Annotated in this window: 14 protein-coding genes; 12 read left to right on the top strand and 2 right to left on the bottom strand. The window is 60.2% G+C overall.

Annotated elements, in window-relative coordinates; genetic code table 11:
• Positions 1-209: 209 nt before the first annotated feature.
• The 3 genes from ACP7CZ_RS26040 (at position 210) to ACP7CZ_RS26050 (ending at position 3,242) form a co-directional block, all read left to right on the top strand.
• The gene (locus tag ACP7CZ_RS26040; protein ID WP_003189258.1) at positions 210-1,541 is read left to right on the top strand and encodes a dicarboxylate/amino acid:cation symporter; all 1,332 of its coding nucleotides are present in this window, start codon (positions 210-212) and stop codon (positions 1,539-1,541) included.
• A gap of 133 nt (positions 1,542-1,674) precedes the next feature.
• Positions 1,675-2,661, top strand: coding sequence for an XdhC family protein (locus ACP7CZ_RS26045; protein ID WP_294160361.1), 987 nt, complete (start codon positions 1,675-1,677; stop codon positions 2,659-2,661).
• Positions 2,658-3,242 carry a nucleotidyltransferase family protein gene (locus ACP7CZ_RS26050; protein WP_294160359.1) on the top strand — a complete coding sequence of 195 codons (585 nt, stop codon included), beginning with the start codon at positions 2,658-2,660 and terminating at the stop codon, positions 3,240-3,242. Before ACP7CZ_RS26045 ends, ACP7CZ_RS26050 begins: the two co-directional genes overlap by 4 nt.
• A gap of 551 nt (positions 3,243-3,793) precedes the next feature.
• Here ACP7CZ_RS26050 and rne read toward each other — a convergent pair.
• Positions 3,794-6,943 (bottom strand): ribonuclease E, encoded by a 3,150-nt coding sequence (gene rne / locus ACP7CZ_RS26055; RefSeq protein WP_169918868.1) that lies wholly within the window; start codon positions 6,941-6,943, stop codon positions 3,794-3,796.
• 767 nt (positions 6,944-7,710) lie between these two features.
• Between rne and rluC the strand changes: the two genes are divergently transcribed.
• From rluC to ACP7CZ_RS26070, 3 genes are read left to right on the top strand one after another with little or no spacing between them, the layout of a single operon-like run.
• Positions 7,711-8,670, top strand: a complete 960-nt coding sequence (gene rluC, locus ACP7CZ_RS26060) for a 23S rRNA pseudouridine(955/2504/2580) synthase RluC (protein WP_034128444.1) — start codon at positions 7,711-7,713, stop codon at positions 8,668-8,670.
• On the top strand, positions 8,657-9,319 hold the full coding sequence (locus ACP7CZ_RS26065) for an HAD-IA family hydrolase (RefSeq protein ID WP_072448782.1): 663 nt from the start codon (positions 8,657-8,659) through the stop codon (positions 9,317-9,319). Before rluC ends, ACP7CZ_RS26065 begins: the two co-directional genes overlap by 14 nt.
• Positions 9,320-9,340: 21 nt before the next feature.
• The gene (locus tag ACP7CZ_RS26070) at positions 9,341-10,324 is read left to right on the top strand and encodes a S49 family peptidase (protein ID WP_198791665.1); all 984 of its coding nucleotides are present in this window, start codon (positions 9,341-9,343) and stop codon (positions 10,322-10,324) included.
• Between the two features lie 131 nt (positions 10,325-10,455).
• Here the strand turns inward: ACP7CZ_RS26070 and ACP7CZ_RS26075 are convergent, their stop codons facing one another.
• Positions 10,456-11,034 carry a Maf family protein gene (locus ACP7CZ_RS26075; RefSeq protein WP_198791664.1) on the bottom strand — a complete coding sequence of 193 codons (579 nt, stop codon included), beginning with the start codon at positions 11,032-11,034 and terminating at the stop codon, positions 10,456-10,458.
• A 105-nt stretch (positions 11,035-11,139) separates the two neighbouring features.
• Between ACP7CZ_RS26075 and ACP7CZ_RS26080 the strand changes: the two genes are divergently transcribed.
• From ACP7CZ_RS26080 to acpP, 6 genes are all read left to right on the top strand, one after another.
• Positions 11,140-11,670 carry a YceD family protein gene (locus tag ACP7CZ_RS26080; RefSeq protein WP_005790551.1) on the top strand — a complete coding sequence of 177 codons (531 nt, stop codon included), beginning with the start codon at positions 11,140-11,142 and terminating at the stop codon, positions 11,668-11,670.
• Positions 11,671-11,683: 13 nt separating this feature from the next.
• Positions 11,684-11,866, top strand: a complete 183-nt coding sequence (gene rpmF / locus ACP7CZ_RS26085) for a 50S ribosomal protein L32 (RefSeq protein WP_003179396.1) — start codon at positions 11,684-11,686, stop codon at positions 11,864-11,866.
• 4 nt (positions 11,867-11,870) lie between these two features.
• Complete coding sequence (gene plsX, locus ACP7CZ_RS26090; protein WP_082629720.1) at positions 11,871-12,881, top strand: phosphate acyltransferase PlsX; 1,011 nt, start codon at positions 11,871-11,873, stop codon at positions 12,879-12,881.
• A 126-nt stretch (positions 12,882-13,007) separates the two neighbouring features.
• Positions 13,008-13,946, top strand: coding sequence for an ACP S-malonyltransferase (fabD, locus tag ACP7CZ_RS26095; RefSeq protein ID WP_198791663.1), 939 nt, complete (start codon positions 13,008-13,010; stop codon positions 13,944-13,946).
• Between the two features lie 24 nt (positions 13,947-13,970).
• Entirely contained in the window at positions 13,971-14,714 is a 744-nt protein-coding gene (gene fabG / locus ACP7CZ_RS26100; protein WP_003189275.1) for a 3-oxoacyl-ACP reductase FabG, read from the top strand.
• Positions 14,715-14,905: 191 nt separating this feature from the next.
• On the top strand, positions 14,906-15,142 hold the full coding sequence (gene acpP / locus ACP7CZ_RS26105; protein WP_003175607.1) for an acyl carrier protein: 237 nt from the start codon (positions 14,906-14,908) through the stop codon (positions 15,140-15,142).
• Positions 15,143-15,210 lie beyond the last annotated feature (68 nt).

The following is a 15,210-nucleotide window of genomic DNA, read 5'->3' on the forward strand; positions in this document are numbered from 1 at the left end:
GAGTCCCTCGTGAACCCCAAGCCCTGATGTCTAAAGGCCTTCAGCGCGTTTAAGCAAAGTGGCACGCTGTTTGCGATAAGGATTACAGCGCAGGCTTGCTCCTACAGGCTTCGCAAACAACAAATCCCTCCAGTGCAGGAGGGTTCGCAATTCAAGTGCCGTGGGCAATGGCGGATATTTGCCACACGGGACGATTGAGGAACTTTGCAATGACGACTCGTCAGCCAATCTACAAATCCCTGTATTTCCAGGTGATCGTTGCAATCGTTATCGGTATTTTGCTCGGCCACTTCTACCCGCAGACCGGCGTGGCCCTCAAGCCACTGGGTGACGGCTTTATCAAGCTGATCAAAATGGTCATCGCCCCGATCATCTTCTGTACCGTGGTCAGCGGCATCGCTGGCATGCAAAGCATGAAGTCGGTGGGCAAGACCGGCGGCTACGCGCTGCTGTACTTCGAAATCGTTTCCACCATCGCCCTGCTGATTGGCCTGGTCGTGGTCAACGTGGTGCAGCCGGGCGCCGGCATGCACATCGACGTCGCGACCCTGGATGCTTCCAAAGTGGCGGCCTACGTCACCGCCGGTAAAGACCAGAGCATCGTCGGCTTTATCCTCAACGTCATCCCGAACACCATCGTCGGCGCCTTCGCCAACGGCGACATCCTGCAAGTGCTGATGTTCTCGGTGATCTTCGGTTTCGCCCTGCACCGCCTGGGTGCCTACGGCAAGCCGGTGCTGGACTTCATCGATCGCTTCGCCCATGTGATGTTCAACATCATCAACATGATCATGAAGCTCGCGCCAATCGGTGCCCTGGGTGCCATGGCGTTCACCATCGGCGCCTACGGGGTCGGTTCCCTGGTGCAGTTGGGCCAGTTGATGATCTGCTTCTACATCACCTGCATTCTGTTCGTGGTGCTGGTGCTGGGCGCTATCTGCCGCGCTCACGGTTTCAGCGTGTTGAAGCTGATCCGCTACATCCGTGAAGAACTGCTGATCGTACTGGGCACCTCGTCGTCGGAATCCGCACTGCCGCGTATGCTGATCAAGATGGAACGCCTGGGCGCGAAGAAGTCCGTGGTCGGCCTGGTGATTCCAACCGGTTACTCCTTCAACCTCGACGGTACGTCGATCTACCTGACCATGGCGGCCGTGTTCATCGCTCAGGCGACCGACACCCACATGGACATCACTCACCAGATCACCCTGCTGCTGGTGCTGCTGCTGTCGTCCAAAGGCGCTGCTGGCGTGACCGGTTCGGGCTTCATCGTACTGGCCGCCACCCTGTCGGCCGTTGGCCACCTGCCGGTTGCCGGCCTGGCGCTGATCCTGGGTATCGACCGTTTCATGTCCGAAGCCCGTGCACTGACCAACCTGGTGGGTAACGCAGTTGCCACCATCGTTGTGGCCAAGTGGGTCAAGGAACTGGACACCGACAAGCTGCAAAGCGAGCTGGCGTCTGGCGGTACCGGTATCTCCGAAACCCGCGAGCTCGATGACCTGGGCGTGGCTGAAGGCCCGGCGCCTGTCGTCAAGTAAGTGGCTGCTGGCGTGAACTGACGCCAACGCTATCCGTAAACGCCCCGACTGGTTCGGGGCGTTTACGTTTCTGGCGGGATACAACCGATATTTTTGGTTTACAGTGAGCGCGACAGTACTTACCGGAGGCCTGATGGACAGTGTGGATCTGAACGTCCTGCGCAGCGTACTGCAATGGCGCCGCGCCGGGCAGCGCGTGATGTTGTACAGTGTGGTGCAAACCTGGGGCAGCGCGCCGCGCCCGCCGGGGGCGATGCTGGCCCTTCGCGGTGATGGCGTGGTGATTGGCTCGGTGTCGGGCGGTTGCATCGAGGATGACTTGATCGCGCGCCTGCAGGACGGCCGCTTACCCGCTGACGGCCCGCCCGTGCAGTTGGTGACCTACGGCGTCACCCGCGACGAGGCGGCGCGTTTTGGCCTGCCCTGCGGCGGCACCCTGCGGCTTACCGAGGAGCGCGTGGAAGAGTGGGGTTGGGTCGAAGCGCTGCTGGCGCGTTGTGAAGATCATCAGATCGTCGCTCGCGAGCTGAACCTGGTCACCGGCGAGGTGACGTTGAGCGCCGCCAGCAAGACCGACGTGGTGAGCTTCGACGGCGAACGCTTGCGCGCCATCTATGGCCCGCGCTGGCGCCTGCTGTTGATCGGCGCCGGGCAGCTGTCGCGCTACGTAGCGGAAATGGCACGCCTGCTGGATTTCGAAGTGCTGATCTGCGACCCCCGCGAAGAGTTCGTCTACGGCTGGGAAGACCAGCATGGACGCTTTGTGCCGGGCATGCCCGACGAGGCGGTGTTGAACATCCATACCGATGAACGCACGGCCATTGTCTGCCTGACCCACGATCCACGTTTGGATGACATGGCGTTGCTGACGGCGCTAAATTCCACGGCGTTCTATATCGGCGCCCTGGGGTCGCGGGTCAATACCCAGAAGCGTCGGGAGAACCTGGCCGCGCTGGGCCTGTCGGCGGACGCCATCGCACGTTTGCACGGGCCGATTGGCCTGCACATCGGCAGTCATACGCCGGCGGAAATTGCGCTGTCGCTGATGGCGGAAATTGTTGCGATCAAGAACGGTGTGGCACCGATGCAGAAAAAACCGATGGCAGTGGTGGCCGAGTGACGGTGACGGCGATTGTGCTGGCGGCGGGGCAGGGCAGTCGTTTTCGTGCCGAAGCTGGAGCTGATCAAGACAAATTGCTCGCCGCGTGTGTGGGGCTGGATGGCGTTAGCCGGCCGGTCATCGAGCAGGTGTTGCGCAACTTGCCTGAGCGTGTGGTAACGCGCTGGCTGGTGACGTCGCCGGAGCGCGGGGAGGTTATCCGCCTGGCAGAGGCTTATGGCTGTCAGGTTGTACTGCTGGATTCGAGCGGTATGGGCGACAGCATTGCGACGGCGGTCAAGGCCAGCGGTGCAGCGGATGGGTGGCTGGTGGTGTTGGGGGATATGCCGTTTATTCAGTCATCGAGTATCGAACGGGTGATTGCCAGCGTGGAGGGCATCACTGTGCCGGTATCTGCCGGGCAGTACGGGCACCCGGTGGCTTTCCATCACAGGTTTGGGCCGGCGCTGATGGCTCTGAGTGGGGATCGTGGGGCCAGGCCGTTGTTTGCACAAACTCAGGTGCGAGAAGTGCAGGTAGATGATCCTGGTGTGCATTGGGATGTGGATGTGCCGCAACGGTTGAGTTTTACTGCAGGTTAAGTGTGGCAGCTGGCTTGCCTACGATAGCCATAGGTATCTACTTAGAGCCGACGTTGGACCTGTGGCGAGGGAGCTTGCTCCCGTAACGGCCTGATAGCCGGCGCTTATCTACCTGACGCACCACCGTCCAATGTGGGAGCTGGCTTGCCTGCGATAGCGGCCTGACAGTCAACACAGTTGGATTGTGTACATATCCATTCCTGCGGTAACGGCCACTTAAGGTTCCGCCCTGACGGCGGCTAAATCGCTGCCGGTTCACCCCCAAAATCCCTGTCGAATACCGGCCGGCGTGGTTTGACGGGGCGCCTAAGATCAAAAGCAGATCAAGAGCGACTCGCTTCGCATCGTGGTTACCGTCTGCCGTTACAGCCCACAAAGTTGTGTAGATACCTCTGCTGCGATAGCGGTGTGTCAGTCACCGCCACGCTGGCTGAATCGACGCTATCGCAGGCAAGCCAGCTCCCGCAGTGATCGCATTCCAGGTCGAGATAATCAGCCATAAAAAAGCCCCGCCTGATCACTCAGGCGGGGCTTTTTAGTGGCTTATGGAATCAGACGAGGGGTTTAGGCTCGTGCTCTGCTTCCTGGGCCTCGTGCTCTACCGCCTTGGCTGCGGCTGCAGCAGCTTCGGCTTCCTTGCGGCGACGACGCACTTCACGCGGGTCGTTCGGCGCACGGCCGTTTTCGGTGAGGGCGCTTGCAGGTGCAGCTTCAACCACAGGGGCGGCCACTTCGGCAACCACTGGGGCTTCAACTTCAACCACGGGCGCAGGCTCAGCAACCGGCGTCGGCTCAACCACTGGGGCTGGCTCGGCGACGACTTCAGCAACCGGTGCCGGTGCTTCTTCTACCACTGGGGCAGGCGCTGGCGCTTCAACCGGTGCAGCCGGTTCGGCGGTCCACTGGAAGGCGGTCTGTTCTTCGCGAACTTCACGCACAGCCGGGGCAGCTTCTTCGACCACCGGAGCTTCTACAGCCGCTTCGACTACTGGCTGAGGCTCAACCGATGGAGCTGGTTCAACGGCAACCACGTCGGTTTCTGGCTGTGCATCGCGAACCGGGGCAACTTCCACTTCCGGAACCGCTGGGGCTTCGACAGGGGTCGTGGCTTCAACGACTGGCGCTTCAACAACCGGCGCTTCAACCGCTGGGGTTTCGGCGGCTGGCGCTTCTACGGCAACAGTGTCTTCGATGGCAGCGGTAGCACGTTCGGCTTGCTCGTGAGCCTGGGCTTCAGCAGGTGCGCTGATGACTGAGCTGGCAACGGCAGCGGTAACGGCCAAACCGGCAGCCAGTTCGGCGCCTGTTGGCTCGTTGTTGGCAGCTTCTGCGTTCTCGCCGGTTTCTTCCGAACCTTCGATTACGTTGCCGTTGGCATCACGCTGACGCTCACGACGGTTGCTGCGACGACGCTGGCCGCGGGAGCGGCGGCGTGGACGATCGCCTTCGGCGTTGTCCTGGCCGTCTTCCTGCAACTGCTCTTCGCCGGTCAGTACTTCTTCTTCGGTGGCAGCAGCGGCTTGCTCGGCGCGTGGTTGACGCTCTTCACGTGGCGGGCGCGGTTGGCGCTCTTCGCGTGGTGCGCGTTCTTCACGCGGCTGGCGGGCCGGGCGTTCTTCGGTGCTAACGGCTGCGGCAGCGGCAACGGCAGGTGCCGCGTCCAGAGGCTCGCGCAGTTCACGCACGCGTTCTTCACGCTCGCCACGTGGCTTGCGGTCTTCACGTGGAGCGCGTGGGGTACGTGGGGCGCGCTCTTCACGCGGTGCACGTTCTTCACGGGCGACGGTCGGGGTTTCTTCGCGGGCTTCGCGAGGCGCACGCTCTTCACGTGGTGCGCGTTCTTCACGCGGGGCACGTTCTTCGCGAGGCTTGCGCTCTTCGTCACGGCGGCCGTTGCGGTTACGGCTCTGCTGGCGACCGTTGCGACGCTCTTCGTTGCGCGCCGGGCGCTCGGTGGCAGGTTTTTCAACCACAACCGGGGCAGCAGGCTCTTCCTTGGTGGCGAACAGGCTGACCAGCGACTTCACCAGGCCCTTGAACAGGCTTGGCTCAGGCAGCGCGGCCGGCGCGGCAACCGGGGCGGCAGCTTCGGTCGGTACCGGTGCGTTGGCACGGGCCGGTGCAGTCTTCACCGCGGCTTCCTGGCGAACCAGGGTGCGGGTCGCAGCGGCTGGCTGGACTTCTTCGACTTCGGCGGCAGCCGCGGCGATTTCATAGCTGGACTGCCCGCTATGGGCTTCCGGGCTGTCGTCACGCAGGCGCTGTACTTCGAAGTGCGGCGTTTCGAGGTGATCGTTCGGCAGGATGACGATACGGGCACGGGTGCGCAGTTCGATCTTGGTGATCGAGTTGCGTTTTTCATTGAGCAGGAAGGCGGCAACCGGAATCGGCACTTGGGCGCGAACTTCGGCGGTACGGTCTTTCAGGGCTTCTTCTTCGATCAGGCGCAGGATCGCTAGGGACAGCGATTCAACGTCACGGATGATGCCTGTGCCGTTGCAACGCGGGCAGACGATGCCGCTGCTCTCGCCCAGGGATGGACGCAGGCGCTGACGGGACATTTCCAGCAGGCCGAAGCGCGAGATACGGCCCACTTGTACGCGGGCGCGGTCAGCTTCCAGGCATTCGCGGACTTTCTCTTCCACGGCGCGCTGGTTCTTGGCAGGGGTCATGTCGATGAAGTCGATCACGATCAGGCCGCCGATGTCACGCAGACGCAGTTGGCGGGCGATTTCTTCAGCCGCTTCCAGGTTGGTCTGCAGGGCGGTTTCTTCGATGTCGCTGCCTTTGGTCGCACGTGCCGAGTTGATGTCGATGGACACCAGAGCTTCGGTCGGGTCGATCACGATGGAGCCGCCGGAAGGCAGTTCGACCACGCGCTGGAAAGCGGTCTCGATCTGGCTTTCGATCTGGAAACGGTTGAACAGCGGAACGCTGTCTTCGTACAGCTTGATCTTGCTGGCGTACTGCGGCATCACCTGGCGGATGAAGGTCAGGGCTTCGTCCTGGGCTTCAACGCTGTCGATCAGCACTTCGCCGATGTCCTGGCGCAGGTAGTCGCGGATGGCGCGGATGATCACGTTGCTTTCCTGGTAGATCAGGAACGGCGCGGAACGATCCAGGGACGCCTCTTTGATAGCGGTCCACAGTTGCAGCAGGTAGTCGAGGTCCCACTGCATTTCTTCGCTGCTGCGGCCAAGGCCTGCAGTGCGCACGATCAGGCCCATATCGGCCGGTGCGATCAGGCCGTTCAGCGCTTCACGCAGTTCGTTGCGCTCTTCGCCTTCGATGCGACGGGAAATACCGCCTGCACGTGGGTTGTTCGGCATCAGCACCAGGTAACGACCGGCGAGGCTGATGAAGGTGGTCAGGGCTGCGCCCTTGTTGCCACGTTCTTCTTTTTCGACCTGGACGATGACTTCCTGGCCTTCGCTCAGGACGTCCTTGATGTTCACGCGGCCTTCAGGGGCTTTCTTGAAGTATTCGCGGGAGATTTCTTTGAGGGGCAGGAAGCCGTGGCGCTCGGAGCCGAAATCGACAAAGGCAGCCTCAAGGCTTGGTTCGATGCGAGTGATACGGCCTTTATAGATGTTGGCCTTTTTCTGCTCGCGTGCACCGGATTCGATGTCCAGGTCGTAGAGGCGTTGGCCATCTACCAGTGCAACACGCAACTCTTCGGGTTGAGTTGCGTTAATCAGCATTCTTTTCATGTTGTACCGTCGGTTTCCGGGCTGCCGGAAACGGCGTTCGGCACACACGACTTCTCACGGTCGGTGTCAGGTGCGTCAAGAGTGGTTGGCCACTCCAGTGTCCAGCAAAACCTGCCAATTGGGCGGGTATCGCGACGGACGCGTCCTGCTTGTTAGCGGTGGTGACAAAGGCACCACTTCAACAAAAGCTAAGGTCAGGAGGAGGAATCAACCGGCGACTGTGGACGAGATGAAGCGTCTAAATATAAGCCTAGTGCTACACGGTCCGACGGTTGTGCATCTCCACCCTACACGTATCCCTGATAATTCGGGTGCTGCCGCGCGCAGAATCCGCAGCGGGTTGGCATTTACCGTGTTCTCCAATGGGGAGTCCACGCTCATGGCTAAACAAGACTAGGTGTGGGCGGTTGCGCTCTCACTCAGCTCTTAACAGGCGTTGTTTCCGAAGCATTCGCCATGGTCTGGCTCAAAACTGACTGCACTTTGTGAACTGGCCGTAAATATCGGCGCAAAAGGCGAGTATTCACTCTGCTTTCTGCACTCGCTTCAGGCCTCATGTCACCTGCGCTTGTTACAATCTTGAGCCTTCCTGGGTGGCGAAAGCCCCGTAGGACGGCCTCGCGTCCTGATGAATTGCGATGGTCAGGGCCGGCAGTTTGCCGCATGTCCTCTGTCCAGGCCGCTTTTGGCGGCGTTCGCGACTATAGCAGTAATGATTAAGTGCTTCAATTCCATAAAAAATTGTTATCATCGCCGCCATGACGACTACCACCCCCCCGACCCCCAGCGTCCAGCTGCTTGAGGTCTCGCCGGAATATGCCGGCCAACGCATCGACAACTTTCTTTTGGCCAGGCTCAAAGGCGTGCCCAAGACCTTGATTTATCGCATTTTGCGTAAAGGCGAAGTGCGCGTGAACAAGGGGCGCATCAAGCCTGAGTACAAGCTGCAGGCGGGCGATATCGTCCGTGTGCCGCCAGTGCGCGTGCCTGAACGCGACGAACCGGTACCGCTGGCCCAGGGGTTGTTGCAGCGCCTGGAAGCGTCGATCGTGTTCGAAGACAACAAGCTGATCGTGATCAACAAGCCCTGTGGCATTGCGGTTCATGGTGGCAGTGGCTTGAACTTCGGCGTGATCGAAGCCTTTCGTCAGTTGCGCCCGGATGCCAAGGAACTGGAACTGGTGCATCGCCTGGACCGTGACACCTCCGGCCTGTTGATGATCGCCAAGAAGCGCAGCATGTTGCGCCACTTGCACACCGCCCTGCGTGGCGATGGTGTGGACAAACGCTACATGGCGCTGGTGCGCGGCAATTGGGCCAGCTCGATCAAGAGCGTGCGTGCGCCGCTGCAGAAGAGCAATCTGCGCTCCGGCGAGCGCATGGTCGAAGTGGACGAGGAGGGCAAAGAAGCCCTGACCCTGTTCAAGGTGTTGCGTCGCTTCGGTGACTTCGCCACGATGGTCGAGGCCAAGCCGGTCACTGGCCGCACTCACCAGATTCGTGTGCACACCCTGCATGCGGGCCACTGCATTGCGGGCGACACCAAGTACGGCGACGAAGATTTCTCCAAGGAAATTCGCGACCTGGGCGGCAAGCGCCTGTTCCTGCACGCCTACATGCTCACCGTGCCGCTACCCGATGGCGGCGAGCTGAAATTGCAGGCGCCGGTCGATGAAATGTGGGCCAAGACCGTGGAGCGTTTGAGTGTCGCACCTTGACTACAAGCTGCTGATCTTCGATTGGGACGGGACGCTGGCCAATTCCATTGGCCGCATCGTCGAGTCCATGCACATGGCGTCGACCCGCTCGGGCTTTGAGTTGTGCACGGACCTGGCGGTCAAGGGCATTATCGGCCTGGGTTTGCCTGAAGCCATTCGCACCCTGTACCCCGACATCAGCGACGCCGAGTTGGTAGCGTTTCGCGAGCACTACGCCGACCACTACATTGCGCTGGAAGCTACCCCTTCGCCGCTGTTTGAAGGCGTGGTGCAATCGCTGCAAGCGTTTCGTGCCGAGGGCTATCACCTGGCGGTCGCCACCGGCAAGGCTCGTCGCGGCCTGGACCGTGTGCTCAAGGCTCACGGCTGGGAAGATTACTTTGATATCACCCGCGCTGCGGATGAAACCGCCAGCAAGCCTCATCCCTTGATGCTGGAGCAGATCCTTGCGCACTGTGGCGTTACGCCACGCGAGGCATTGATGGTGGGTGATGCGTCTTTCGACCTGATGATGGCGCGCAATGCAGGCATGGATAGTGTCGCCGTCAGCTACGGCGCCCAGTCTGCCGAGGCGTTGCAGCAGTACGAGCCGAGGCTGACGATTGATCATTTTTCTGAACTGCAGGCCTGGCTCAGCCGGGCCCTGTAAGTCTTTGCTGGGGTTAATGGCATGAGTGACGAGTGGAAGGCGCCTGAAAAGGCACAGAGCAGTGATGATAAAAGCTGGAAGCTTTTGGAGAAGACCCTCCTGGCCAGCGTCCAGGAGCAGCGACGTTCGCGGCGCTGGGGGATTTTCTTCAAGCTGCTGACCTTTGTATACCTGCTTGGGATGCTGGCGCTGTTCAGTCCGCTGATGGACATGGAAAAGAGCGCCGCCCGTGGCAGTCATTACACTGCCTTGATCGAGGTGCGCGGCGTGATTGCCGACAAGGAGCCCGCCAGTGCCGACAATATTGTCACCAGCCTGCGCGCGGCTTTTGAGGATGCCAAGGTCAAGGGCGTTATCCTGCGCATCAACAGCCCAGGTGGCAGCCCAGTGCAGTCGGGTTATGTGTATGACGAGATTCGTCGTCTGCGCGCCTTGCATCCGGATACCAAGCTCTATGCCGTAATCTCCGACTTGGGTGCCTCGGGTGCCTATTACATTGCCAGTGCTGCAGACCAGATCTATGCCGACAAGGCCAGCCTGGTGGGTTCTATCGGTGTGACGGCGGCCGGTTACGGTTTTGTCGGTGCCATGGAGAAGCTGGGGGTCGAGCGTCGCACCTATACCTCGGGTGAGCACAAGTCGTTCCTCGATCCTTTCCAGCCGCAGAAGGCGGATGAAACCGCGTTCTGGCAGGGCGTGCTCGACACTACCCATCGTCAGTTCATCGCCAGCGTCAAGCAGGGGCGTGGGGATCGCTTGAAAGATAAAGAGCATCCGGAGCTGTTCTCCGGCCTGGTATGGTCGGGCGAGCAGGCATTGCCGCTGGGCTTGATTGACGGCTTGGGCAGCGCCAGCTCGGTGGCGCGGGATATAGTGGGTGAGAAGGAGTTGGTGGATTTTACGGTCGAGGAATCGCCGTTTGATCGCTTCTCCAAGAAACTCGGTGCCAGTGTGGCGGAGAAGTTGGCGCTGTACATGGGCTTCCAGGGGCCGTCCCTGCGCTGAAATTCCAAGCTAGGTGTAGATCAACTGTGGGAGCGGGCTTGCCCGCGATAGCGATGGATCAGTCGATATAAGTGTCGCCTGGTACATCGCTATCGCAGGCAAGCCAGCTCCCACATTGCTTTACGAAGGTTTCAAGGGATCTGTACGCTTTCGGTCAGCAGCATGTCCACCAGTCGAATCAGTGGCAGCCCAACCAGGCTGGTCGCATCCGGTCCCTCGGTGCTCCGGAACAAGCTCACACCGAGCCCTTCTGCTTTGAAGCTGCCCGCACAGTCATAAGGCTGCTCGATCCGCAGATAGCGCTCAATACGCTCTGCATCCAGTTCGCGCATGTGTACGGTAAACGGCACGCAGTCCACCTGGCAGCGCCCGGTCTCGCTGTTGAGCAGTGCCAGCCCGGTAAGAAAGCTCACACGCTTGCCGCTGGCAGCCAGTAATTGCTCGCGGGCATTTTCGAAGGTGTGCGGCTTGCCGATGATCCGGCCTTCCAGTGCGGCGACCTGATCCGAGCCAATGATTAAATGCCCAGGATGGCTGGCGGCGAGGGCGCGGGCCTTTTGTTCGGCCAGGCGCTTGACCAGTTCGATGGCGGATTCATCCGGGCGGTGGCTTTCGTCGATATCCGGCGAGCTGCAGGTGAACGGCAGGTGCAGGCGACTCAGTAATTCCCGGCGATAAACCGAGCTGGACGCGAGTAATAAAGGCAGCATATACGTCTCCTCAAGGCAGTCGCCGATTCTATCGACGTGACCGGCTGACGCACAGGGCTGAATTTCCTTTGACATGGCCGGGTGCATCCCTATAATGCTGCGCCTATGTTGAATGACCCGATTCCACCTCACGTTGACCCGCGCAAATTGGCTGATCGTGGCACCACCCTTCAAGGTGAAGTGCTGCTGGCCGATTTGGAGAGACTCTGCGACCCGCTTTCCGACACTGTCGGTACGGTGCAGGCTAAATTCGTTTTTGAACGAGATGAACGTAAGTCTGTGGTAATCCACAGTTTTATCGACACCGAAGTCAAAATGGTTTGCCAGCGTTGTCTTGAGCTGGTCACCCTGCCGATCCACAGCGAATGCAGTTATGCTGTGGTGAAAGAGGGTGCGAATACCCAGTCGTTGCCGAAAGGTTATGACGTGCTGGAACTGGGCGAAGATCCATTGGATCTGCATGCACTGATCGAGGAGGAGCTTTTGCTCGCCTTGCCCATTGTGCCTGCTCATCATCCGGAAGAATGCCAGCAGCCGGAGGGTCTCGATGACGAGGCCGAGCCGAGCGAGGACGAGGTAACGCGGTCCAACCCGTTCAGTGTATTGGCGCAGTTAAAGCGTGACCCAAACGTTTAGGAGTTAATCAATTATGGCTGTTCAGCAGAACAAAAAATCCCGCTCCGCCCGTGACATGCGCCGTTCGCACGACGCTCTCGAGGCTAGCACCCTGTCCGTGGAAAAGACCACTGGTGAAGTTCACCTGCGTCACCACGTATCGCCAGAAGGCGTATACCGTGGCCGTAAAGTGATCGACAAGGGCGCTGACGAGTAATCACTTGTCTGCCCAAGTCATCGCGATTGACGCAATGGGCGGGGACTTCGGTCCCCGCAGCATTGTTCAGGCCTGCATTGCCAGCCTGTCTGCTACGCCCTCGCTGCACCTGACCCTCGTCGGTCAACCTACCCTTCTTGAAGAACTGATTGCCAGCCATCCGGCGGTGGATCGCGCGCGCCTGACCATAACGCCGGCCAGCGAAACCATCAGCATGGATGAAAAGCCGGCCGCAGCCTTGCGTGGCAAGCCCGACTCTTCAATGCGAGTGGCCCTTGAGCTGTTGCGTGATGGCAAGGTGCAAGCCTGTGTCAGTGCCGGCAATACGGGGGCGTTGATGGCCTTGTCGCGGCATGTGCTCAAGACCTTGCCGGGTATTGACCGGCCGGCGATGGTGGCGGCAATTCCGACGCAGAAGGGCTATTGCCAGTTGCTGGACCTGGGCGCCAATGTCGATTGCAGTGCCGAGCACCTGTTGCAGTTTGCCGTGATGGGCTCGGTGGCCGCCGAAGCGCTGGGCGTTGCCCGGCCCAGGGTGGCCCTGCTGAATATCGGCACCGAGGAGATCAAGGGCAACCAGCAGGTCAAGCTGGCCGCCAGCTTGTTGCAAGGCGCGCCAGGCTTGAACTACATCGGTTTTGTCGAAGGTGACGGCTTGTACCGTGGCGAAGCCGACGTGGTGGTGTGTGACGGGTTTGTCGGCAACATCCTGCTCAAGTCCAGCGAAGGCTTGGCAACCATGATTGCCGCGCGTATCGAGGCCTTGTTCAAGCGCAACCTGGTATCGCGCATGGTCGGTGCCCTGGCGCTGCCATTGATGCGCCGCTTGCAGGCCGACCTGGCACCGGCACGGCACAACGGTGCAAGCTTTCTCGGCTTGCAGGGCATTGTGGTTAAAAGCCACGGCTCGGCCGGTGTGCAGGGTTTTCAAAGTGCGATTGCGCGGGCGTTAATCGAGATCCAGGAAAACCTGCCGCAACGCTTGCACGGCCGTCTTGAGGATCTGTTGCCTTAGGCGAATTGGCCCGGGAGTGCTTAAATGTGACCGGCCAGTTCAATTGACCATCCAATCTGTCAGTTTCGTGCGCTCCCACCATTGGAGTGCGCATTTTTGACGACCAGATCATTAGGGGCTTGTTACATGTCTACATCCCTCGCATTCGTCTTTCCAGGGCAGGGTTCGCAGTCCCTCGGCATGTTGGCCGAGCTGGGCGCGCAATACCCGCTGATTCTGGACACTTTCAAGGAAGCTTCCGAGGCCCTGGGTTACGACCTGTGGGCGCTGACCCAGCAAGGGCCGGAAGAGCAACTCAATCAAACCGATAAAACCCAGCCTGCCATCCTGACTGCTTCGATCGCCCTGTGGCGTTTGTGGTTGGCAGAAGGCGGGGCGCGTCCAGCTTTTGTCGCCGGGCACAGCCTGGGCGAATACAGCGCCCTGGTAGCGGCGGGCAGCCTGACCCTTGGTGAAGCGGTCAAGCTGGTCGAGCGTCGTGGTCAGTTGATGCAAGAAGCCGTTCCGGCCGGGCAGGGCGGCATGGCCGCGATCCTGGGCCTGGACGACGCGGTGGTCATCGAGGCCTGCGCCGAAGCGGCGCAAGGCGAAGTGGTCAGCGCGGTAAACTTCAACTCCCCGGGCCAGGTAGTGATCGCCGGCGCCAAGGCCGCGGTAGAGCGTGCCATCGAAGGCTGCAAGGCCCGTGGTGCCAAGCGTGCGTTACCGTTGCCGGTGAGCGTGCCGTCCCACTGCGAGCTGATGCGCCCGGCTGCCGAGCGTTTTGCCGAGTCCATCGCCGCCATCAACTGGCAGGCGCCGCAGATCCCGCTGGTGCAGAACGTCAGCGCGGCCGTGGCCGCCGACCTCGACACCCTCAAGCGCGACCTGCTGGAGCAACTGTACAAGCCAGTTCGCTGGGTTGAATCGGTCCAGACCCTGGCCGCCAACGGTGCCGCCGAACTGGTCGAGTGCGGCCCGGGCAAAGTCCTGGCCGGCTTGAACAAGCGCTGCGCCGACGGTGTGTCGACCGCCAACCTCAATACCCCAGAAGCCTTCGCTGCCGCTCGCGCGGCACTGGCCTGAATCCCGTACTTAGGAGAAGCCTGCATGAGTCTGCAAGGTAAAGTTGCACTGGTTACCGGCGCAAGCCGTGGCATTGGCCAGGCGATCGCCCTGGAGCTGGGCCGTCAGGGCGCCGTTGTGATCGGCACCGCCACCTCCGCCTCGGGCGCCGAGCGTATCGCCGCGACCCTGAAGGAAAACGGCGTGCAAGGTACCGGTCTTGAACTGAATGTGACCAGCGATGAGTCCGTGGCTGCCGTACTGGCCCAGATCACTGCTCAGTTCGGTGCACCGGCTATCCTGGTGAACAACGCCGGGATCACCCGTGACAACCTGATGATGCGCATGAAAGACGACGAGTGGTACGACGTGGTCGATACCAACCTGAACAGTCTGTTTCGCCTGTCCAAGGGCGTTTTGCGCGGCATGACCAAGGCGCGTTGGGGCCGAATTATCAATATTGGCTCCGTAGTGGGTGCCATGGGCAACGCAGGCCAAGTAAACTACGCCTCTGCCAAGGCCGGCCTGGAAGGTTTCAGCCGCGCACTGGCGCGTGAAGTCGGCTCGCGGTCGATTACGGTCAACTCGGTGGCCCCTGGGTTCATCGACACCGATATGACCCGCGAACTGCCGGAAGCACAGCGCGAAGCCTTGCTGACGCAGATTCCGCTGGGCCGTCTGGGCCAGGCCCAAGAGATCGCGAATGTGGTCACTTTCCTGGCATCTGACGGTGCGGCATACGTGACTGGGGCTACAATCCCGGTTAACGGCGGGATGTACATGAGTTAAATTGTGACGGATCGCTTCAAAAAAATGTCATACGAGCTGTCTAAAATCCGTTATAAAGCTGCAACTTAATTTATAGGCAGGTGGCCGACCGGGTACAGGGTGAAGCTTTCAGTTGAAAAGCTGAAATGGCTTTCTATACACTTACCCACTGGCCAGCTGCCTGAATTTGTCCATTAGGAGTTAAACAAGGTATGAGCACCATCGAAGAGCGCGTCAAGAAAATCGTCGCCGAGCAACTGGGCGTTAAGGAAGAAGAAGTGGTCAACACTGCTTCCTTCGTAGAAGACCTGGGTGCCGATTCCCTTGACACCGTTGAGCTGGTGATGGCTCTGGAAGAGGAATTCGAGACCGAAATCCCGGACGAAGAAGCTGAAAAAATCACTACTGTTCAAGCTGCCATCGACTACGTTACTAGCCACCAGGCGTAATAGTTTGTAGTCGTCGCTTGCTGTCAGGGAAAAACCGCACTGCTGTAAAGGCGTGCGGTTTTTTCTTT

The organism is Pseudomonas sp. DWP2-2, from assembly GCF_049897065.1.
Lineage (GTDB): Bacteria > Pseudomonadota > Gammaproteobacteria > Pseudomonadales > Pseudomonadaceae > Aquipseudomonas > Aquipseudomonas paracarnis.

Excerpts from the sequence above, each read along its gene's own strand:
- rpmF (WP_003179396.1), top strand. The coding sequence starts at position 11,684 with ATGGCTGTTCAGCAGAACAAAAAATCCCGCTCCGCCCGTGACATGCGC.
- ACP7CZ_RS26080 (WP_005790551.1), top strand. The coding sequence starts at position 11,140 with ATGTTGAATGACCCGATTCCACCTCACGTTGACCCGCGCAAATTGGCT.
- fabD (WP_198791663.1), top strand. The coding sequence starts at position 13,008 with ATGTCTACATCCCTCGCATTCGTCTTTCCAGGGCAGGGTTCGCAGTCC.
- ACP7CZ_RS26075 (WP_198791664.1), bottom strand. The coding sequence starts at position 11,034 with ATGCTGCCTTTATTACTCGCGTCCAGCTCGGTTTATCGCCGGGAATTA.
- ACP7CZ_RS26045 (WP_294160361.1), top strand. The coding sequence starts at position 1,675 with ATGGACAGTGTGGATCTGAACGTCCTGCGCAGCGTACTGCAATGGCGC.
- acpP (WP_003175607.1), top strand. The coding sequence starts at position 14,906 with ATGAGCACCATCGAAGAGCGCGTCAAGAAAATCGTCGCCGAGCAACTG.
- rluC (WP_034128444.1), top strand. The coding sequence starts at position 7,711 with ATGACGACTACCACCCCCCCGACCCCCAGCGTCCAGCTGCTTGAGGTC.
- fabG (WP_003189275.1), top strand. The coding sequence starts at position 13,971 with ATGAGTCTGCAAGGTAAAGTTGCACTGGTTACCGGCGCAAGCCGTGGC.
- ACP7CZ_RS26040 (WP_003189258.1), top strand. The coding sequence starts at position 210 with ATGACGACTCGTCAGCCAATCTACAAATCCCTGTATTTCCAGGTGATC.
- ACP7CZ_RS26070 (WP_198791665.1), top strand. The coding sequence starts at position 9,341 with ATGAGTGACGAGTGGAAGGCGCCTGAAAAGGCACAGAGCAGTGATGAT.
- rne (WP_169918868.1), bottom strand. The coding sequence starts at position 6,943 with ATGCTGATTAACGCAACTCAACCCGAAGAGTTGCGTGTTGCACTGGTA.